The organism is Streptomyces sp. R44, from assembly GCF_041053105.1.
In the GTDB taxonomy this organism is placed as follows: domain Bacteria; phylum Actinomycetota; class Actinomycetes; order Streptomycetales; family Streptomycetaceae; genus Streptomyces.
The window spans coordinates 7,855,738-7,875,857 of sequence record NZ_CP163444.1 but is presented as its reverse complement, the minus strand read 5'-3'; the positions used below and the strand labels follow the sequence as shown (position 1 = coordinate 7,875,857).

Below are 20,120 nucleotides of genomic sequence, written 5' to 3'. Positions count from 1 at the left end.
ACCCGAACAGTCCAGTGACCGGCAGGACTTCGCGTTCCTCAGCCGCCCATCCGCTCCCAGGCCTCCTCGAACATCTCGTGGAGGGGGGCCGTCGGCAGGATCCTCACGAACGGGGAGCAGATCCACTTGTCCCACATCGGCCGCACGACGTGGGTCTTCAGCTTCGCGGTCTCCAGCGGCAGGTGCGGGGCCTTGAGTTCCTTCCAGTCGCCCGGCAGGAACAGGGTCCGGCCGGCCCGTGCCCGCTTGGCCTCCAGGACCGCGCCGGTGGCGAGGAGTTCCGCCCGGACCTCCGTGTGCCGCTTGGTCGACCAGCCGTTCCACCGCCGTACGTTCCGGTCGGTGGGCGCGGCGAGGGTCGCCAGCTGGAGGTACAGGGCCGCCGCGTCCTCGCCCACGCCGAGCTTCGCCGCCACCTCGCTGACGAGCTCCGGGCAGGAACGGCGTGGGTCGGCCTCGTACGCCCCGGCCGGTACGGCTCCGGACAGGGCGCGCCGCATCATCCGCTCCAGCCCGCCGCCCGCGAGCAGCGGCGCCACCCGGTCCAGGTCCTCGGCGAGGTCGGTGACTTCGCGCACCTCCTTCCACGTGCCGGGGTCGGTGACGGCCGCGGGGCGCAGGAAGGCGGTGCCGAAGGGGGCGCACACCACCAGCGGTCCCGAGTCGTACGCGGTCTCCGGATCGGCCTCGTTCTCCGGGTGGCGGGCCACCGGCAGCCGTCGCGGCCCGAACCGCTCGGCGATCCGCTCCGGAGTGTCGCGGACGCTGGTTTCGGCGAGTTCGAGCAGCAGCTCCGGGCGCTCCAGCTCGGCGCGCAGCCGCTCGTACAGCGCGGGCGCGCCGGCCAGGGCCGGATCGCCGACGGGCCGGTCCGTCCACGCCCACACGAGGGCGCTCGCGATGTCCGTCAGGGCGAGGCCCACCGGGGTGCGGTAGGGCAGTTCGGGCCCGGCCTGCGGTACGGCCCGGACCTCGACTCCCCTGCCCTGCCTGGTGGCCGTCAGCTCCCAGCCGGCCGCCGGCACGGTGGCGTCCTCGGCGGCGTCGTAGCCTCCGGCGAGGCGCCGTGCCCAGACCTCGCCGAGGCCGAGGTGGGCCTCCAGGGCGTCGGCCGTGTCCTCGTCGACGACGGACCGCGCCCCGAGGAGCTCCCGCCACACCGCGGCCATCCGCTCCACGGCCGCCTCGACCCCGCCCGGCCGCCACAGTTCGGCCGGGTCCTCGGGCAGGGCGGCGGCCAGGACGGCCCTGCGGCCCGAGCCGCCCAGTCGGTTGCGGAGCTGTTCGTACGACTCCGCCGTCAGCGGGGTCGCCTTGTACGGGGCCTTGCGCACCAGGGCCCCGTGCTCCTCCCGGTCGGCCCGGCCGACGAGCCCGGCGACGACGAGCCGGGCCACCGACCGTCGTACACCCGTCAGTTCGGCGAAGCGGGCGGCCGCCGACTCCGGGACCGGGACCGGTCCGTGGGCGTCGACGGCGGCCACGAGGGCCCGCAGCCGCTGGGCGTCGTCCCGCTCCACGCGCACGTGCCGCACCTCGGTGGCCACGCCCGGCACCGGGTCGGCGTGCGGGTTCTCGGCGACGGGCGCCACGAACCACTGCTCGGCTCCGCCGTCCCGTACGCCCGCGGACGCGATCGCCGTACCGCCCGCGCGCATGAAGTCCACGAAGCCGGGGCCGGACGTCCGCCCCGCCCACCAGCGGCTGCCCGCGCGGGCGAACGGCTGCTCGGCCCAGGCGTCCAGGAGCGCGAGGAGAGCGGCCCGGTCCGGGTCCGGGGTCGGTGCCACCGCCGCCCGCCAGGCGACGGCGTCGATCCTGCCGAGGAGCTGTGACCAGTCGTGCGGCGGGGCGGGCGGCGAGAGCCGCCGCACCTCCTCGGCGATCGTCCCGTCCAGGCGGGCGCCGTCGGCCGCGAGGGCGGTCAGCGTCGCGGGGAGGGCCACGTCGGGGGTGCGCCGCCACTGGTCGGGCTCGCCGGTCTCGACCAGACCGAAGAGCGCGGGAACGAGTTCGGTGTCCGGCGCCGACCGGCGCAGCCGCACGGGTGGCGCCTCGGCGAGCAGGGTGACGCGCCGGTGCAGGGCGCGCCGCCGCTCCTCCACACGGGCGGCCCGCACCGCCACGGCGACGACGGCCTCGACGAGGACGGGATCGGTGACGTCCGGCAGCTCCCGCGCCACGACCGCGCGGACCGTCGCCGTGCCGTCGGAAGCGGCCGTTCCCTCCCGGGCGTCGGCGCTCTCGGAGGCGGCCGTGTCGTCGGAGGCGGCCTTGAGCAGCGCCTCCGCCGTCTCCCGGCTCACGGTGCGCAGCGCCCGGGAGCCGACCGCGTCCCGGGTCCGGAGCAGGTACCAGAAGGCCGGGGGAAGGGCGACACCCCGGGACGGGGTGACGCGCCGGGCCGGACGCACCCGGGGGCTCCGGGGCGATTGGTGGCCGTCCAGCTCCCACAGCAGGACGCCGTCGGCCGTGTACGCGCGCACGCCCGTCCGCGTCTCGGCATCGGCGAGGACCACGTCCTCCACGGCGCCCTCGGGCGGCGCCCACAGGGCCCAGGGCTTCTGCCCCTGCCGGTCGATGTCGAACCGGGCCGTGCGCCCGTCGATGCTCTGGAGCAGGTAGTGGTCGGGCGCGGGGTCGCGGTGCGGGGTGCGGAACAGGATCCGGGTCCCGACGAGACCGTCCCTACTGCCGAGCGGGGAGCCGGTCAGCCCGGCGGGCAGCGGCGCCAGGTGCAGGGACCCCGCGGCCAGGGCCATGCCCGTCTCGGACGGTTCCGTGGCCGGGTCGGCGCTCGCGGGGCGACCGGGGAAGTCGGGCACCTCGGCGCCGCCCGTCGGCTCTCCGGTGACCGGGTCCACCGCCTCCCAGGCACGCCTGCGGTACACGCCGTTGGTCCAGATGCGGGAGCCGTCGCCGAGCTGCAGTTCGTTGCTGTCGATGCCTTCCGTACCGCCTGGCCGCAGGGCGTGGAGGCCGCTGTGGCGCCCTCCCCCGTCGGCGGTCTCGAACTGGAAGCCGTAGGCCCCGTCCAGCTTCCCGCCGTACGGCACGAGTCCGCCCTGCTCGTCGGGCGTGAACGGCTCCTCGGGCCGGTCCGCCCAGCAGGCGGTGTCGCAGAAGTACGGATCGCGCTTGACCGACCAGCTCACGAGGAAGGATCCGCCGACGTAGTGGACGGCGTACATGGTCGCCTCGTCGGGCACCGTGAACCGGCAGGAGGCCCGCACCCCGTCCGGGTCGACCGCGACGGCGCGATCGGCCCCGAAGACGGTGAGCACGGGCCAGGTGCAGGTCACTCCGGCGACGCCGGGCAGGGGTTCCACCGCACCGGCGTCCGCATCCGCATCGGTGGCGGCTTCGGCTTCGGCTTCGGCTTCGGCGGCGAACTCCGCGTACACGGACTCCAGGGCCGGCCACGCCAGTTCCTCCGGGAGCCCGGCCGTGAGCGAGCGGCGCAGCGCACCCGCGGCGCTCGTCGCGCCGAGGGCGTCGGCGATCCCGCCGAGTGCCGTCACGGTCGGCCGGTCGAGGAGGGTCTCCAGCTCGGCCACGGATTCCTCGGCGCCGGCCATGCCGCCGCCCCCGACGGTGTCGACGAGCTTGCCGACCCGTCCGGCCACCTCGTGGGCGATGCCCTCGTTGCCCGGGAGCAGCGTCACCGCGGAGCCGGGCTGCCGCCCGTGCGCCCTGTGCCAGTTCGGCAGCAGGTTCGCGTGCACGGTCCCTTCCAGGCGCGGGCCGAACACGGGGTCGGCGGCGAGCGCGGCGAGGTCGCGCCTGGACTTCTCGCCCCAGAAACGCATCCCGAGGTCCGCGCCCGGGTCGGTGACGGCGACCCCGGCCGCCAGGCAGGCGTCGAGGACGTCCGCGTCGAAGCCCTGGTAGTGGTGGCGGGTGATGTGCAGCGTGACGGGGGCGTCCTCGGAGCGCAGGCGGGGCCCCAACCGGCCGATCAGATCCAGCAGTTCCCCCGGCAGGGGCTGCCGTCCGACTCCGCCGCCGGACTGGAGGGAGTACTGGTACATGCGGACGAAGTTGCCGAGCCACTGGTGCAACCCGCCCTCCGGCACGATCCGGCCGGCCTCCATGGCTCCCGCCGCGCCGCAGCCGATGAGCATCCGCAGCCAGGGGCCCCCGTCGGTGGCCCCGGTGGGGAAGACCTCCACGAGGCCCGCGGCGATCGCATCCGTCGGCGGATGGGCCGTCAGGACCGTCTCGGCCGCGGTCAGCAGGGCGTCCGGCACGACTTTCTCGCGGGTGACCGACAGGATCGCACCCAGGAGCCGGGCGGCCTCCTCGTCCCCGAGCCCGGCCTTCTTGGCGGAGGCCCGTACCCGGCGCACCAGATCCGCGGGCAGATCGGCGGGCGAGGCGGCCCAGGCGGTGAGGAACGCCTCCAGGGCGGTGTGCGCGGCCGCCGGCTCCAGGGTCTCGGCGAGGAAACGCTGGTGTGCGCCGAACTCCTTGGCGGGCATGGCCCCGCCCTTGGCGAACAGCAGCCCGTTGGCCAGGCGATAGGCGGGATCGACGGGCAGCCCGTGCTGGACCTCGGCCGCCCGCGCCGCGGCGTAGGCCCGCCCGCCCGGCCTGCTCCCGTAACCGATCAGCCGGTGCCCGACGGTGTCCCAGAACCACGGCAGATGCGCCGGCGGCAGCTGCCTCGCTCGCCGCGCCATCACGTCGACGAACGCACCGGGCTTGGTCCAGGACCGGCCGAGCTCGGCCCCCATGTCCCGCACCAGCGCACGCGCGGACTCGACCGCGCCCGGGTCGTGGGCGGCGACCCAGTCGGCGTAGGTGGTCGACACGTGCGTACCGGCGGTGGGCAGGAGAGCATCCAGCGAGACGATCATGCCCTGGATCGTCGCACGGGCCACTGACACCGCCTCCGGCACCGGGTGTTCGGCCCGGGCCGGGGGCGGCGTGTGAGTCGGTTCACCGTCGGGCGGCCCCGGTCGGGTCGGTGCTCAGCCAGTGGCCCGAGGTCGTCCAGCCGGTCAGGCGCCGGGCGCGTCCCGCCTCGGCCGTGCCGTCGGCGGCGAAGGCACCTCCGTCCGCCACCAGACGCAACCCCGCCAGGGCCGGCGCCAGGCGGGCGGCCACATGGGCGGGGTGCCGGGCCGTCTCGTCGCGCAGCCCGCGCAGCACCCCGGCCACCGCCTCGTCGTCGCACAGCGACAGCTGGAAGAGCATCTGTCGCCAGGCGTACGCCGCGTCCTTGATCGTGCCGAGCGGACGCGGCTCGTACTGCACCCGGCCGGTCAGGCGGCACACCGTGACGAAGCAGCGCCGGGCCAGGTCCGCCCAGCCGCAGGCCGGAGCGACGCCGGCGCGGTGGACGAGGGTCGCGAGGTTGTGCGTCGTGAGGATCTGCGCCTGCTCGATCACCGTGCCGTTGGCCGCCACGCCGTGGGACGAGGGCCTGCCGGCCCGCTCGTGGCACAGCGCGGCGAACCCGGCCGCCGTCCGGGCCCGCGTGCGTCCCCGGGTGTCCCTGTCCAGGGCGAGGACGTCGGCGTAGTCGATCCCGTAGTACCGCTCGTACAGGCTTCCCCCGCCGAGGAGCTCCGCGGCGACCACCGCGGCCGCCTGGAACTTCGGGCTGAACGTGCCCATGAAGATGTCGGCGGCCAGCTCCTCGACGAGCGGGGCGTCCAGGCGGGCGCGGTCGGCGAGCACCGCGAGTTCACGGACGAGCGGGTTGGGCAGCAGGGTGCCGGGGAAGCCGTCCACGGCCACCTCACCGAGCTGCCGCAGCGTCGCTCGGGCCGATCCTTCGGCGCCCGCGTCCTCGCTGCGCTGTGCCGACACCGCGCGGACCCAGGGGAGTTCACCGGGCCGGACCTGCCGCGCCAGATCGAGCAGGAGCAACGAGCGGCGCCTGCGGAAAGCCCGGTAGTTCGCGGCCATGAGCGCACGCAGCGGCCCGTCCCGGTACACCGCCGCCGTCTCGGCGGCGACGAGCTGGGGAACCAGCTCGGCCATCACCTCGGCGGACGGGACCACCCCGAGCTCCACGAGCGTGGCGAGCGGCGCACTCCGTGCTCCCTCGACCACCCGGCGGATCGCGGACGGGACGGTCGTGCCTGCGGGCAGCGCGGAGCGCCGCTGCTCCTCCTCCGTGACCGGAGCGACGAGCGCGGTCACGTCGGCCGCGCCGGCGCCCTGCGGGAGGCCGGCGAGCCGGTCGGCCACGAGGTGCGCCAGGTCCCGGTGGGAGGGCAGTGCGGCCTGGGCCGCCTGGGCGCGGCGCAGCGCGGTGTGCTCGTCCGATCCGGGCAGTCCCCGCTTGCGGACCATGGAGGTGACGGCGTGCCGCAGCAGTCCGGTCCGCCGCGCGTCGAGCGGACGTCCGGCCGTCGTCTCCTCCAGTGCTCCGCGCAGGATCCCCATGTTGCCCCTGGGGTCGCGGTGTCTTCCGCACAGGGTGTGCTCGCGGGACAGGCTCCGGTAGCGGTCGAGGAGCGCGGCGCCCCGCGCGTGCCAGCCCGCGGCAGGCTCGCGGGCGAGCACGCGGTGGTCGGGGCCCGCCGTCTCCAGCCAGTGCCGGAGCAGCTCGTCCGCGAAGGGGCGCCATACCGCGAGCGCCTCGCGCTGGGTCTCCACGGCGCCGTTCGGGCGGCGTCGGGACAGCGCGGCTCCGGCCTCCGCGACGGTACGGCGGTGCACGGCGCCGGTGTCCGGCGCCGGGGCCCCGGAGGGACGCGGCGTGAACCGCAGCCGGTCCGCGAAGGGGCGGAGTTCGGCGACGAGTTCGAGGGCGGCTTCGCCTTCCCCCGCGCGCACCAGCCAGGCCACTGTCAGGAGCGCCGCCTCCTCGGGGACGGCGATGTCGTAGCGCCCGTCGTCGAGGAGCGCCCACAGCTCCGTGAGGCCTTCCTCGGTCAGGGCGTGAGCGAAGAGCGCCTCCCGGTCCTCCGGCACGCCCGCCCGTCGCGCGGCCGCGGCCTCGTACGGCAGGAGGGGGCCACCCGCGCTCGGGACGCCGGTCGCGAAGCCGCCGTGCAGCACCTCGAGCGTCACCCAGGTGGGCAGACCCTCCACGGGTGTGCGTGAGCCGATGCGCAGGGTGCCGGCGGCCATCCCGGCGAGCACGCGGCGCCACCCCTGGACCCGTTCGTCGGCGCGGGCCCTGGTGGCCGGGTCGGCGTCGGTGAGCGCGGTGACGAAGGCCCTGGCGAGGCGACCTTCGGGGTAGGAACCCGAGACGTTCGGCGGCTGCTTGTCAGCGTGTGTGTCCATAAGCCGACGTGGCGGGTTCCGCCCCCGCGCCCTCCGGGTCCCGAGCCCGGCGCTCTGCTGCTGAGCTACACGTCGTGAGGCCCCGACGGTAGTCATGGCGCCCGGAAGCGGGCAACGGTGTTTTCGCCACGGCTTGACAGGTGCGCGGTCCGGACCACGTCGGGCGCCGACAGCAGTCCCTTGGGAGCGCTCTCAAGGGGCACGGGCTACGGATATCCTGGTCCGCGCAGGACCGCACACCACCCATCGGACACGCACACCACGGCGTCCCGACCAGCCGACCAGCCGACCAGCCGACCAGCCGACCAGCCGACCAGCCGAGGAGCGTACGCCTTGCCCGAGCAGACCACGGGGTCCCGCCCCACGCTGGAAGGCGTTGCCGCGCGCGCCGGGGTGTCCCGCGCCACGGCCTCCCGGGTCGTCAACGGGGGTGCGGGGGTACGCGCACCGCTGGTGGAGAAGGTGCTCAAGGCCGTCGACGAGCTCGGTTACGTGCCGAATCACGCGGCCCGCACCCTGGTCACCCGGCGCAACGGCGCCGTGGCCGTGATCATCGCGGAGCCCGAGTTCCGGATCTTCTCGGACCCGTTCTTCGAGCAGCAGGTGCGCGGCATCAGCCGGGAACTGACCGCCCACGACGCCCAGTTGGTACTGCTGTGGGTGGAGGGGCCGGGGGACCACGAGCGGATCTCGCGGTATCTCGGCGGCGGGCACGTCGACGGCGCTCTGGCGTTCTCCCTGCACAGCGACGACGCGCTGCCGGCCGTGATCGAGCGGGCCCGGATTCCGGTGGTCCTCGGCGGGCGGCCCGCCCCGGGGACCGATCCGGCCGTGCCCTTCGTCGACTGCGACAACCGCGGGGGCGCCCGGGAGGCGGTGCGGCATCTGGTGGGTCTCGGGCGGCGGCGCGTCGCGCACATCTCCGGACCCGCCGACCAGACGTCCGCGATCGACCGGATCCACGGCTATCGGGACGTCCTCCTCGACGCCGACCCCGCGCTCCTCTGCCGGGGTGACTTCACGGAGGAGAGCGGGGCCCGCGCCATGGCGGAGCTCCTCGACCGGCGGCCGGACGTCGACGGCGTGTTCGTCGCCAACGACCTGATGGCGTCCGGGGCCCTGCGGACCCTGCGGGAGCGCGGTGTGCGGGTGCCGGAGGACGTGGCGGTCGTCGGCTTCGACGACATGGCCTCGGTCGTCGAGACGACCACTCCCCCGCTCACCACCGTTCACCAGGACATCGAGGGGATGGGCCGGCTGATGGTGAAGCTGCTCATGCGGCTGCTCGACGGGACCGGGCCCGAGGTCCCGGACTCCGTGATCACCCCGACCTCGCTGGTCCGCCGCGCCTCCGCCTGATCCCGTACGGGAATGCACAGGCATACGGCAAGGCGGCGGGTCCGGGTGACTCCCGGGCCCGCCGCCTTCTCACCCGGGGGTCAGTCGTACGGGATGACGAGGACGGAGCGGTCCGTGCCCGTCTGGAGCCGTGAGTCGCCGTTTCCGATCGCGCTCCACACCTCCAGGCGGACCGTGCCGCCGCGCAGGTCGCCGAGCGTGCCGGTGGCGGTCTTCAGGCCGCGTCCCTGGCCGTACTCCTCCCAGCCGGTGACCGGGTCGGTGGCGAAGTACTGGTAGGTCTCGGTCCGGTCGAAGGTGCCGTCGCCGGTGAGGTCGTAGCTGATCCGGGCCTGCTGGCCGAGGCCGACCACCGTGCCCGCGTCCACCTGGAGGCGGAAGGCGGTCGAACCGCCGCTCCTGAGCATGCCGTTGACGTTCCTGGCCTCGTAGACGAGCGGCCGGTTCGGGGTGCCGTCGTGGTTGGCGCCCTGCGCCGAGGCGATGGTGTCGCTGCCGGCCGTGGCTCCGGTTGCCGTGGTGAGGGTACCGCCGGTGCGGAGCTGGAAGGTGTTGCCGGTGGAGGGCTGGGGGCCGGGGTCGGTACCGCCCGTGCCGGTGCCGGTCGCGGTGGAACGGGCGGGCACCGAGAGGGACATGCCGTCGGAGAAGGTGACCGTGCGGGCGGTCGAGGCGTGGTTGTGGGCCACGTAGGTGCGGGTGGTTCCCTTCAGGAAGACGGCGGAGGTGGGGATCGAGCCGGTGACCGTCGCGTCGGGTGCGCCGAGTGTGTCGAGCGCGGTCAGCCAGTGGTAGGTGTGGGCCTTCGACTCCCCCACCTCCGGGGTGTAACCGGCGTTGCCCGCGTCCCACTTGGCCTTGGCGGCGCCGGGGTCGGCCAGGGACTGGAACTCCCAGAGGATGTCGCGCCATTCGACGGCGGGGCCGCCGTTCTCGCGTTCCATCTCGGCGATGTTGCCCCGGACGGCGTCCTTGTGTCCGGCGAGCTGGAGCGAACCGCCGGTCACCGGCAGGACGTTGATGCCGTGGATCTCCTCCGGGTTCGCGGTCCACCAGGTGGCGTAGGCGGCGCCGCTGCCCCACACCATGCCGGCGGTGTCGTGCTGGAAGGCGGCGGGGAAGACCTGTTGGTCGGCGTCGAACCAGTACTGGGCGATGGCTTCCCCCTCGGTGGTCAGGAGGTAGCTGCCGAGGTCGCGGAGCTGGTTGTCGCCGGTGGCCGAGCCCCAGAGGACGAGGGCGGCGCTGAGGTTGGTCGACTCGGAGGAGGACTCCTGGTTGTTCCCTGCGGCGAAGCCCTGGTGGCCGCTGGCCCAGCTGTGTCCGGCGTAGACGTCGAAGCCGCGCAGGAAGGGGAAGGCGCCGTCGGTGCGGCTGGGGTTGGCGGTGTCCCTGACCAGGGTCTTCACCATGGCGCCCCAGGCCGAGTCGGCGGCCCAGGCCGGGTCGTACTGGGCGACGACCGCGGCCGCGTACACGTAGTAGCCGTAGTGGAAGTGGTGGTCGTTGAGTTCGGTGTCGCTGCCGTAGGAGGCCGGGTAGCCGATGAGGGTCTTCCAGGCCTGGTCGTACGAGAACTCGTTGGCGCCGCCGGCCGTGAACCAGTCCTGGAGGCGACCCTTGATGAGGCCGAGGAGCTTGTCGCGGATCGCGCCCTCGCCGATCTGGTGTGCGAGCGGGACGAGTTGGGCGAGCTTGCCCAGGGCCTTGCCGGTCCAGTACGTGTCGACGGCGCCGGAGAACGGGTCGGCGGAGTTCGCGACCTCGTTGAGGTAGCCGCGCAGCCGGGCCGGGTCCACACCGGCGCCCGGGAGTCCGGGCAGGGTGGCGGCGGCCCGCTGGGAGGTCGTGAAGGAGGCGGACTCGCGGACCTTCATGGTGCCGCGCGGCGACACGTACGTGTAGGGGGTGAGCGGGTCGGTGGTATGCAGCCACTGGTGGCGGTAGAGCGCCTGGAGGGTGCCCCGTTCGGTGCCCTCCTTCGCCTCGGTGGTGAGGCTGTACGTGGCGCGGACGGTCCCGGCGTCGTAGCTCCAGTTCACCGTGGACCCGGTGACGAAGCTGTACGCGTACTTCCGGTAGGTCGCGAGGGCGTCGGTGGAGGGCAGGACGGCGACGGAGAAGTAGTCCTTGCCGCCGAGGCCCGCGGTGACGGTCGAGCCGGAGACGTTCCAGTCGGTGCCGGTGGGCGCGAAGAGGGCGTAGTGGTGGCCCGCGACGGTGATGCCGAGGACGTTGCCCTGGTCGGCGAAGACGGCGGGCGCCTCGGCGGTGGTGATCCGCGCGTCGCCGCCGGTGCCCTTGGCGTACACGAAGGGCAGGCCGTGGCCGATGGTGGTGCGCAGGGTGCGGGCGCCGTCGGACCAGGAGGGGGTCACGGTCCAGTCGGACCAGGCGTCGGCCTTGGTGTCGGGAGAGTTGAGGCCGGTGAGGCCGAGGGTGAGGTCGCGCTTGTGGGCGAACTCGTACTGGCGCCCGTCGCCGACGATCGCGGGGCTGGTCGGGTAGCCGATCTCCAGGCCGCCGGCGACGGCCTGGTAGGTGAGCGGGTGGCCGTACATGGGGGTGGAGTACGGGTTGTCGCCGTACCGCTGGAAGGCGAGCGAGGACCACCAGTCGTTGGTGGGGACCGGCTTGCCCTGGGCGGCGGGGGTGACCTTGGGGGTGACCGGGGTGCCGGTGTTGGTGGTGGGTCCCGAGGTGCCGGCGGGGCGGGTGTCGGAGTAGCTTCCGGCGCCCACCGGGACGGCGGCGGCCGCCGCGGGACCGGCGGCGGGGCCGATTCCCAGGGCGGCGAGGGCGGAGACCAGGACCACTACTGCGGCCGGCCTGCTGCGGGGGGCTGGCATGAAGGAGCACCTCATGTCGTCGGGGTGGGTGGGGGGTGTGCGGGGAGGATGGTGAGAGCGCTCTCAGGTCGCCGGAAACGTAAAACCCGCGAAACGACTGTGTCAATGGATTGAACACAGACGGGAGTTGAGCGCCTTTCCTGCCCGATACGCCTTCGAGTCTTGACGGACAGCCCCCTGCACGGGCACGCTCCCCCCGCAGCTGTGAGAGCGCTCTCAAGCGTTCTCGCTCGTTCCGGAGCCAAGGAGGCTTCCCATGCCCATCGCCCGAGCCGCCAGGAGAACCGCCGCCCGCCTGGGGGCGGTCGTGCTCACCGGGGCACTGCTCGCCGCCTGCGGAAGTTCGACGGACGGCGCGTCCGCGGACGGCGCCGGGGGCGACGTCACCCTCACCGTGGACCTGTTCGGCTCGTTCGGATACAAGGAGGCCGGGCTGTACGCCGAGTACGAGAAGCTGCACCCCGGCGTCACGATCAAGCAGACGGACACCGAGGACGAGGCCGACTACTGGAAGTCGCTCCAGACCCGGCTCGCCGGCGGGGGCGGCCTCGCCGACGTGCAGGGCATCGAGGTCGGCCGGATCGCCTCCGTCACCCAGCAGCAGGCCGAGCGGTTCGAGGACCTCAAGAAGTACGGGGCGGACGCGCTCAAGGACCAGTTCGCCCCGGCCAAGTGGGCCGCCGCCACCGGCAGGGGCGGCGAGATCCTCGGACTCGGCACGGACGTCGGCCCGGAGGCCCTGTGCTACCGCACGGACCTGTTCCAGCGGGCGGGGCTGCCGACCGACCGCGAGGAACTGGCGAAGAAGTGGTCCACCTGGGACGGCTACCTGGAGCTCGGGAAGCAGTACAAGGCCAAGGCCCCGGGCAGGAGCGCCTGGATCGACAGCGTCGGCAGCCTGTACTCGATCATGATCGGCCAGGAGAAGGAGCGGTACTACGACGCCTCCGGCAAGCTGATCTGGGAGGACAACCCCGCCCTGCGCACCGCCTGGGACCACGCCGTCGAGGCCGCCCAGGGCGGTCTGAGCGCCAAGCTCGACCAGTGGTCCCCGCAGTGGAACCAGGCCTTCGCCGCCGGTTCGTTCGCCACGATCCCCTGCCCCGCCTGGATGCTCGGCTACATCAAGGGCCAGGCCGGTGAGGCCGGCAAGGGCAAGTGGGACGTCGCCGCGCTCCCCGGCGGCGCGGGCAACTGGGGCGGCTCCTACCTGGCGGTGCCCCGTGCGGCGCAGCACAAGAAGGAGGCGTACGAGCTGATCAAGTGGCTCACGGCGCCCGAGCAGCAGGCCCGGCTCTTCGAGAAGCAGGGCAACTTCCCCTCGGCCACCGGCGCGATCGAGAAGGTCGCCGGCGCGAAGGACGCGTACTTCTCCGGCGCCCCGACCGGGAAGATCTTCGGCGACGCGGCGAAGGCGGCGCCGGTCCAGGTGCTGGGCGTGCACGACCAGAACATCGCGCAGCAGATCACCAACGCGCTGAGCGAGGTCGAGCGCAAGGGCACCTCGCCCGAGAAGGCCTGGTCGAACGCGAAGAAGGGCGTCGAGAACACCATCGGCTGACGTGCGCCGCCGGGGCTCCGTCGTGCGGAGCCCCCCGGCACGTCCCCCGTCGTCCTGCCCCGTACTCTCCTCGAAGGGCCGCATCGTGACCCTCACCGCGCCTCAGGCGCCGGCTCCCCCGCGTGTCGTCCCGCCGCCCCGCCCGGGGGCCGCCCGGCGGGCCTGGCGGACGGTCTCGCCGTACGCCTATCTCGCCCCGTTCTTCACCCTGTTCGCCGCCTTCGGCCTCTTCCCGCTGCTCTACACGGCCTTCGTCTCGCTCTACCGGGTCGAGCTCCAGGCTCCCGGCGACATGGAGTGGCGCGGCCTCGGCAACTACACCGCACTCCTCGGCGACGAGTACTTCTGGGTCGCGCTGCGGAACACCTTCACCATCGGCGTCCTCTCCACCGTGCCGCAGCTGGTGACGGCCCTCGGCCTCGCGCATCTGCTGAACTACCGGATGCGCGGCCGCACCTTCCTGCGGACGGCGGTGCTGCTGCCGTACGCCACCTCGGTGGCCGCCGCCACCCTCGTCTTCGCCCAGCTCTTCGGCCGGGACTTCGGGCTGATCAACTACGCGCTCGGCCTCGTCGGCATCGACCCGGTCGACTGGCAGAACGACACCGTCGCCTCGCAGATCGCGGTCTCCACGGTCGTCATCTGGCGCTGGACCGGCTACAACGCGCTGATCTACCTGGCGGGCATGCAGTCCATCCCCGACGAGCTGTACGAGGCGGCGGCGATGGACGGGGCGTCGCGGTGGCGGCAGTTCTTCCACGTCACACTGCCGGGGCTGCGGCCCACCATCCTCTTCACCGTCGTCGTCTCCACGATCGGCGCGACCCAGCTGTTCGGCGAGCCGCTGCTCCTCGAAGGCTCGATCTCGGGCGGCATCTCGCATCAGTACCAGACGCTCGGCCTCTACATGTACGAGCAGGGCTGGGGCTTCTTCCACCTGGGGCGGGCCGCGGCCATCGCCTGGGTGATGTTCCTGCTCATCGTGGTGCTCGTCGGGCTCAACGCCCTGATCGCGCGCCGCCGTTCCCGCAAGGAGGCCCGCCGATGACCGCGCTGGTCCGCCCGGCACGGTCCGGGCCCTCCCGGGCCGGCCGCACCCTGCACGCCGGGCCGTTCGCCTACACGATCCTGATCGTCGCCGTACTGTTCTCCGCCTTCCCCTTCTACTGGACGATCGTCGCGGCGAGCCGCTCCAACGCCGACCTGGCGAAGGTCCCGCCGGCCCTGCTCCCGGGACGGCATCTGATGCGCAACTTCGAGGCCGTCCTCGAAGAGGCCGACATCGGCAAGGCACTCCTCAACTCGCTGCTCGTCTCGGGGTCGATCACCCTCGGCACCGTCCTGTGCTGCACACTCGCCGGCTTCGCCTTCGCCAAGCTCCGCTTCCGGGGGCGGGGCGCGCTCCTCGCGGTCACGGTGGGGACCATGATGATCCCGCCGCAGCTGGGGGTGATCCCGCTGTTCATGCTGATCGCCGAGCTCGGCTGGGTGAACCAGCTGCAGTCGGTGATCCTGCCGGGTCTGGTGTCGGCGTTCGGGGTGTTCTTCATGCGGCAGTACCTGGTGCAGTCGCTGCCGGACGAGCTGATCGAGGCGGCCCGGGTCGACGGCGCGTCCACGGCCAGGATCTTCTGGTCGATCGTGGTGCCGATCGCCCGGCCGGGCATGGCGGTGCTCGGTCTGCTGACGTTCATGGCCGCGTGGAACGACTTCTTCTGGCCCGTCGTCGCGCTCTCCTCCTCCGAGCCGACCGTCCAGGTCGCGCTGCGCCAGCTCGGCGGCGGCTACGTCCACGACCAGTCCGTGATCATGGCGGGCACCCTGCTCGGGACCCTGCCGGTGCTGCTCGTCTTCGGCCTCCTCGGCCGGCAGATCGTCGGCGGGATCATGCAGGGCGCGGTCAAGGGCTGACCTCCGCCCCCACCCTCTCCTCCTCACCGGCCCCTCACTCCAGGGAGTTCCCGTCCCATGACCGCACTCGACGCCCATTCCGACCTCAGCACCGTCCTCCGCTTCCCCGAAGGCTTCCGCTGGGGCACGGCCACGGCCGCGTACCAGATCGAGGGAGCCGCCGCCGAGGACGGGCGCACCCCGTCCATCTGGGACACCTTCAGCCGTACGCCCGGCAAGGTGCGCAACGGCGACACCGGTGACATCGCCGCCGACCACTACCACCGGGTCGACGAGGACGTGGCCCTGATGCGGCGGCTCGGCGTGACCGACTACCGGTTCTCGATCGCCTGGCCGCGGGTCCAGCCCACCGGGCGCGGCCCGGCCGTCCGCAAGGGCCTGGACTTCTACCGGCGGCTCGCGGACACGCTCCTGGAGGCGGGCATCCGGCCGGTGGCGACGCTCTACCACTGGGACCTGCCGCAGGAGTTGGAGGACGCGGGCGGCTGGCCGCACCGGGAGACCGCGTACCGCTTCGCCGAGTACGCGGGGATCACGGCGGAGGCCCTCGGTGACCGGGTCGCGACCTGGACCACGCTCAACGAGCCCTGGTGCGCGGCCTTCCTCGGCTACGGGCAGGGCGTGCACGCCCCGGGCCGGACGAGCGATCTCGCCGCGCTGCGCGCCGCGCACCATCTGAACCTGGCGCACGGACTCGCGGCGCGGGCGCTGCGCGGTGCGCTGCCGGGTTCGGCGGAGGTGTCCCTGACCCTCAACCTCCATGCCGTACGGGCATGTTCGCCATCCCCGGAGGACGTGGACGCCGCCCGCCGGATCGATGCCGTCGGCAACCGGATCTTCCTCGATCCGGTCTTCCACGGCCGGCTCCCCGAGGACCTGGTCCGGGACACGGCGTCCGTCACGGACTGGTCGTTCGTCCGGGACGGCGACCTAGCGACGGCGGCCGCGCCGATCGACTCCCTGGGCATCAACTACTACTCCCCGGCGGTCGTCGCGGCGGGCATCTCGGAGTCGCCCTCGCCGTGGGCGGGCGCCGAGCGGCACGTACGGTTCGAGCCGGTGCCCGGGCCGCGCACCGCCATGGACTGGCCGGTGGACGCGGACGGACTGTACGAGCTCCTGGTCCGGCTGCGGGACGAACTGCCGGGCGTGCCGCTGGTCATCACCGAGAACGGGGCGGCGTACGACGACTACGCCGACCCGTCGGGGAACGTGAAGGACCCGGAGCGGGTGGCGTATCTGCGCGCGCACCTGGCGGCGGTGCACCGGGCGCTCGCGGACGGCGCCGATGTGCGGGGTTACTTCCTGTGGTCGCTGCTCGACAACTTCGAGTGGGCGTACGGCTACAGCAAGCGGTTCGGGATCGTCCACGTGGACTTCGCGTCGCAGCGGCGGACCCTGAAGGACAGCGCCCGCTGGTACGCGGAGGTGATCGCCCGGGGCGGTCTCGGGGAGGTCTGAGACCGCCCGGACGCCTACTTCTTCAGGGCGCCCGCGACGAAGTCCTGGGTGAGCCTCGCGGCCGAGTCGACGGGGATGTGCTGGTCGTCGAACGGGAAGAAGTCGAGGACTCCGGCCGCCCCGTAGTTCGCCCAGAGGCAGGTCGTCATGGGGAAGGTGTCGGTGACGTTCTGCCGGCACTTCACGACGAGGCTGCTGCTGGTGACGGTCTTCGGGGCGCCGGTGAGGTTGCGGCCGTAGTCCTTGGCCAGATTCATGGACGCGTCGAAGATCCGGTCGAGGGAGCCGGTGGGGTCCGGCACGTTCTCGTACAGGTGGGTACGGGCGGTGAAGGTGGGCGCGGAGGCCGACATGGTGCCCTTGCGGAGGACGTTGCGGGGGCTGCCGAAGCAGGACACCTCGTCGGCGACCTCCTGGCCGTCGTCCTCGATCTCCTTCAGGCCGTCGTCGCCGGTGACCGTCATGTCGAGGTCGCTGCCGAAGTGGAAGCCGCCGTCGCCCTCGTCGCAGACGAGGCCTTCCATGGTGGGCACGGCGACGGTGGTGTAGCGGGTGCCGGGGTCGGCGGCGAGCTTCTGCGCCGCCGGCCGCTCGGGGCCCCCGGTGGCCGGAGCCGTCGACGGCTTGTCCTGCGGTCGTTCGGCGTCCGCCGGGTCTCCGGAGCCGCAGCCCGCCACCGCGGTTGCCAGTACGACCGCGGCGACGGCTGTCCTCACCCTGTTCACGTGCTGATTCCCCCGGGCAATCGCGATGTTGATCATGGTCGGGGTGATCATACGTGCAGGTCCCTGATGTGCGTACAGCAGCGGACGAAGTCCCGTACGGCGGGATCGGTGTCGGCGGCGGCCGTGCGGGCGACACCGACCCGGGTCGGTGCGATGCCGCTGACGGGCCGGTAGACGATGCCCGGGCGGGCGTAGAAGCGTGCGGCCGACTCCGGGGCGAGGGCGATGCCGTGGCCCTGGTCGATCGCGCCGAGCCAGTCGTCGGGCTGGTCGACCACGGCTCCGATGCGGACGGGACGGCCGTCGCGCGCGTCGGTCGCGAGCCAGAAGTCGCGCCAGGCGCCGGTCTCGTCGGGGGCGGCGACGAACGGCTCGTCCAGGAGCTCCGTGAAGGGGATCGTCGCGCGGCCGGCGAGCCGGTGGTCGACGGGCAGGGCGACCCAGCGGGGCTCGCTGAAGAGGACGTCCACCCGAAGGCCCTCCTCGCCGGGGAACGGAAGCCGTACGAGGGCGACGTCGACGTCGCCGGCGGCGATCCCGGCGGTGGGGTCGGACCAGGCGGCCTGCCGCATCGCCACCCGCCAGTCGGGCCTGCGGCGGGCGAACTCCTCGACGATGGGGCGCGTGGCCTCGTTGGCGGCGCTCGCCAGGTAGCCGACGCGCAGCACGCGCTCCTCCCGGCCCACGGCGGTCTTCACCTCCTGGACCGTACGGCTCCAGGAGGCGAGCAGTCCGGACGCCCGCTCGGCGAGCACCCGGCCCGGCCCGGTGAGCGCCATACCGGCCTTGGACCGGGTGAACAGCCGTGCCCCGAGCAGCGCTTCCAGGTGCTTGATCTGCTTGGTGAGCGCGGGCTGCGAGACGTAGAGCCGCTCCGCGGCCCGCGTCAGGCTGCCTTCCTCCGCGACGGCGACGAAGTACCGCAGGAGCCGGGTGTCCACATCCATGCCGCCACGTTATGGATGCGGGTATTGGACGCCAAGACGGCACGCGACGAGGCTGGGATCCATGTCCCCCACGTACCTCTCGGTCACCCTCGTCACCGTCCTGGCCAACGCCGGGATCGCCGCCGCGGACCTCGCACGGGCCCGCTTCGTCCTCGCCAACTCGGCGGAGGTGGGCGTGCCCGTGGGCTGGATCCCCCCGCTCGCGGCCCTGAAGGCCGCGGGCGCCGCCGGGCTCCTGGTCGGCCTGCTGGGCGCCCGGCCCGTCGGCATCGCCGCCGGAGCCGGGCTCGTGCTGTTCTTCGTCGGCGCGGTGGCCGTCCACGTCCGGGCCCGCGTCTTCCACAACCTCGCGTTCCCGGTGACCTTCCTGGCCCTGGCCACCGGCTCCCTCGCCCTGGCCGTCGCGCCGTAGCGAGCGGCGTGCGGTCAGGAGGCGTTGGGGCCCACGTCCGTGGAGGTGAGGGGGCGGCGGACCGGGGCCAGGGTCGCGTACTCGTCGGAGCCGATGTCGCGCGTGGTGCCTCGCGCGTGGCCGTCGATGTCCTCCGGGACCGAGATGGTCGCGAGGGTCGCCGCGCCGATCGCGGGGCTGTTGGCCGCGAGCCGGTACACGCCGTCCGTGGACTGCGTCAGACGGGGGTCCACGCGGGTGTAACCGCCCGCGGGGATGGTGCCGTTGGCCGCCGTGCCCCAGAGGATGTTGCTCTGCCAGGTGAAGCCGGTCGTCGCGCCCATCGCGACGAGGCTGCCGCTGTCCCCGACGATGAGGTTGTCGGCGACGGTCACGTCCCGCGGCTCGTAGGTGCGGGTCTCGCCCGACAGCGAACTCTTGTTGGCGCGCAGGGTGTTGTGCACGATCACCGCACGGTCGCAGGCGTCGTTGCCGCGCCGCTCCTCGGTGCTCTCCCCCTCGTGGTGGTCGCGCGTGGTGCCGCTGCCGATCACGAGCGCCCGGCCGGTGAGGCCGGCGAGGTGGTTGTTCACGACCAGGTGGTCGTTGCCGTAGAGGCGGATGCCCTCCTTGCCGCCGAGCAGCCAGTTGCCCTCGACGGTGGAGCCGTTGCCGTGGCGCAGCACGATGCCGCCCTGGCTGTCGCGGATCGTGTTGTACCGGATCGTGTTGCCGGAGGACTTCACCGAGATGGCCTCGGGGTCGCCGTCGCAGCGCTCGAACAGGTTGTACTCGACGACCGCGGACGCGGTGGACAGGGCCCGGCTGCTGACGCCGAGACGGATCGACTCGCCGCCGTTGGCGCCCGTGTAGAGGTGCTGGGAGAAGTGGTTCTTGAAGATGTGGAGGCGCTGCGCCACGGCGGTCGTGCCGGGACCGTCGACGACGACGAAGATGCCCTGCGTGGTCCGGTCGTGGAAGTGGTTCCGGTCGATCTTGGCGTCGTCGCCCTCCACCAGGACCCAGTCGAGGCCGTCCACGTCCGCGAACCGGATGTCGTTGCGGGTCAGCCGGATGCCCGTGCTGTCGGCCGGGATCTCCAGGGTGCCGCTCTGCCGGAGCGCGAAGCCGCTGATGGTGACGGCGCTCGCACCGTCGAGGACGAAGCTGCGCTCACCGCGCAGGACGGCGCCGCCGCGGGTCTGCGAGACGATCGTGATGCCGCTGCGCCCCGAGACGTCGATCGCCCCGCCCGAGGGGACGGTGTAGGTGCCGTCGGCGAGGACGATCCTGTCTCCGGGGACCGCCCGGTCGATCGCGGTCTGGAGCGCGCCGAGGGAGGTGACCGGTGCCGGCTCGGCGGCCGAGGCGCCGAGGGGGACGGCGGCCGCCGCCGCGCCGAGCAGGGAGCCCTTGAGGAAGGTACGTCGTCGCATGATGCCTCCTGGAGGAAGGTGGAGTCGTCGTCTGTGTCCTGTGACCAGGTGGCACGGGCCGCCGGGGCGCCGGGACCCGGTGCGGGCCCCCACGGCCCGCACCGGGTCCCGGCCGGTCGGGGCCGGCTCCGACGCCGCCTCCGCGGCGGCGTCGAATCGTCCTGCCCGGTGCCGCCCCCACGACGGCACCCCCGTCAGGACGGCGGCCGCCACGGCGCCGCCACGGTCCCGC

12 protein-coding genes and 1 tRNA gene are annotated in these 20,120 nt (G+C 73.4%); 6 read left to right on the top strand and 7 right to left on the bottom strand.

The annotated features are described in order from the left end of the window. Positions 1 to 38: 38 nt before the first annotated feature. The 3 genes from AB5J54_RS36505 to AB5J54_RS36495 form a co-directional block, all read right to left on the bottom strand. On the bottom strand, positions 39 to 4,859 hold the full coding sequence (locus tag AB5J54_RS36505) for a hypothetical protein (RefSeq protein WP_369148216.1): 4,821 nt from the start codon (positions 4,857 to 4,859) through the stop codon (positions 39 to 41). An 82-nt stretch (positions 4,860 to 4,941) separates the two neighbouring features. Next, positions 4,942 to 7,248 (bottom strand): hypothetical protein, encoded by a 2,307-nt coding sequence (locus AB5J54_RS36500; protein WP_369148215.1) that lies wholly within the window; start codon positions 7,246 to 7,248, stop codon positions 4,942 to 4,944. A gap of 3 nt (positions 7,249 to 7,251) precedes the next feature. Continuing rightward, positions 7,252 to 7,323 (bottom strand) — tRNA-Pro (locus AB5J54_RS36495). Positions 7,324 to 7,581: 258 nt separating this feature from the next. Here AB5J54_RS36495 and AB5J54_RS36490 point away from each other — a divergent pair. Beyond that, positions 7,582 to 8,607 (top strand): LacI family DNA-binding transcriptional regulator, encoded by a 1,026-nt coding sequence (locus AB5J54_RS36490; protein WP_369148214.1) that lies wholly within the window; start codon positions 7,582 to 7,584, stop codon positions 8,605 to 8,607. Positions 8,608 to 8,687: 80 nt separating this feature from the next. Here the strand turns inward: AB5J54_RS36490 and AB5J54_RS36485 are convergent, their stop codons facing one another. Then, positions 8,688 to 11,456, bottom strand: coding sequence for a glycosyl hydrolase (locus AB5J54_RS36485; RefSeq protein ID WP_369148213.1), 2,769 nt, complete (start codon positions 11,454 to 11,456; stop codon positions 8,688 to 8,690). Between the two features lie 256 nt (positions 11,457 to 11,712). Here AB5J54_RS36485 and AB5J54_RS36480 point away from each other — a divergent pair, with 256 nt between their 5' ends. From AB5J54_RS36480 to AB5J54_RS36465, 4 genes are all read left to right on the top strand, one after another. Further along, positions 11,713 to 13,017, top strand: a complete 1,305-nt coding sequence (locus AB5J54_RS36480; protein ID WP_369148212.1) for an extracellular solute-binding protein — start codon at positions 11,713 to 11,715, stop codon at positions 13,015 to 13,017. Positions 13,018 to 13,225: 208 nt separating this feature from the next. After that, a complete protein-coding gene (locus AB5J54_RS36475; RefSeq protein ID WP_369149573.1) occupies positions 13,226 to 14,065 on the top strand; it encodes a carbohydrate ABC transporter permease in 840 nt (279 codons plus the stop codon). Then, entirely contained in the window at positions 14,062 to 14,928 is an 867-nt protein-coding gene (locus AB5J54_RS36470; RefSeq protein WP_369148211.1) for a carbohydrate ABC transporter permease, read from the top strand. Before AB5J54_RS36475 ends, AB5J54_RS36470 begins: the two co-directional genes overlap by 4 nt. A 57-nt stretch (positions 14,929 to 14,985) precedes the next feature. Then, entirely contained in the window at positions 14,986 to 16,389 is a 1,404-nt protein-coding gene (locus AB5J54_RS36465; RefSeq protein WP_369148210.1) for a GH1 family beta-glucosidase, read from the top strand. 14 nt (positions 16,390 to 16,403) lie between these two features. On the opposite strand, the gene AB5J54_RS36460 is transcribed toward AB5J54_RS36465, so the two are convergent. Then, entirely contained in the window at positions 16,404 to 17,114 is a 711-nt protein-coding gene (locus tag AB5J54_RS36460; protein WP_369148209.1) for a hypothetical protein, read from the bottom strand. Positions 17,115 to 17,161: 47 nt separating this feature from the next. After that, complete coding sequence (locus AB5J54_RS36455; RefSeq protein ID WP_369148208.1) at positions 17,162 to 18,061, bottom strand: LysR family transcriptional regulator; 900 nt, start codon at positions 18,059 to 18,061, stop codon at positions 17,162 to 17,164. Between the two features lie 61 nt (positions 18,062 to 18,122). On the opposite strand from AB5J54_RS36455, the gene AB5J54_RS36450 reads away from it, so the two are divergent. Next, a complete protein-coding gene (locus tag AB5J54_RS36450) occupies positions 18,123 to 18,473 on the top strand; it encodes a DoxX family protein (protein WP_369148207.1) in 351 nt (116 codons plus the stop codon). 14 nt (positions 18,474 to 18,487) lie between these two features. On the opposite strand, the gene AB5J54_RS36445 is transcribed toward AB5J54_RS36450, so the two are convergent. Beyond that, positions 18,488 to 19,888 carry a polysaccharide lyase 6 family protein gene (locus AB5J54_RS36445; protein ID WP_369148206.1) on the bottom strand — a complete coding sequence of 467 codons (1,401 nt, stop codon included), beginning with the start codon at positions 19,886 to 19,888 and terminating at the stop codon, positions 18,488 to 18,490. Between the last annotated feature and the right edge of the window lie 232 nt (positions 19,889 to 20,120).

Bases quoted from the DNA above. Each gene is read 5' to 3' on its own strand.
- AB5J54_RS36450 (WP_369148207.1), top strand. From the start codon at position 18,123: ATGTCCCCCACGTACCTCTCGGTCACCCTCGTCACCGTCCTGGCCAAC.
- AB5J54_RS36480 (WP_369148212.1), top strand. From the start codon at position 11,713: ATGCCCATCGCCCGAGCCGCCAGGAGAACCGCCGCCCGCCTGGGGGCG.
- AB5J54_RS36465 (WP_369148210.1), top strand. From the start codon at position 14,986: ATGACCGCACTCGACGCCCATTCCGACCTCAGCACCGTCCTCCGCTTC.
- AB5J54_RS36500 (WP_369148215.1), bottom strand. From the start codon at position 7,248: ATGGACACACACGCTGACAAGCAGCCGCCGAACGTCTCGGGTTCCTAC.
- AB5J54_RS36455 (WP_369148208.1), bottom strand. From the start codon at position 18,061: ATGGATGTGGACACCCGGCTCCTGCGGTACTTCGTCGCCGTCGCGGAG.
- AB5J54_RS36485 (WP_369148213.1), bottom strand. From the start codon at position 11,456: ATGCCAGCCCCCCGCAGCAGGCCGGCCGCAGTAGTGGTCCTGGTCTCC.
- AB5J54_RS36445 (WP_369148206.1), bottom strand. From the start codon at position 19,888: ATGCGACGACGTACCTTCCTCAAGGGCTCCCTGCTCGGCGCGGCGGCG.
- AB5J54_RS36505 (WP_369148216.1), bottom strand. From the start codon at position 4,859: ATGATCGTCTCGCTGGATGCTCTCCTGCCCACCGCCGGTACGCACGTG.
- AB5J54_RS36470 (WP_369148211.1), top strand. From the start codon at position 14,062: ATGACCGCGCTGGTCCGCCCGGCACGGTCCGGGCCCTCCCGGGCCGGC.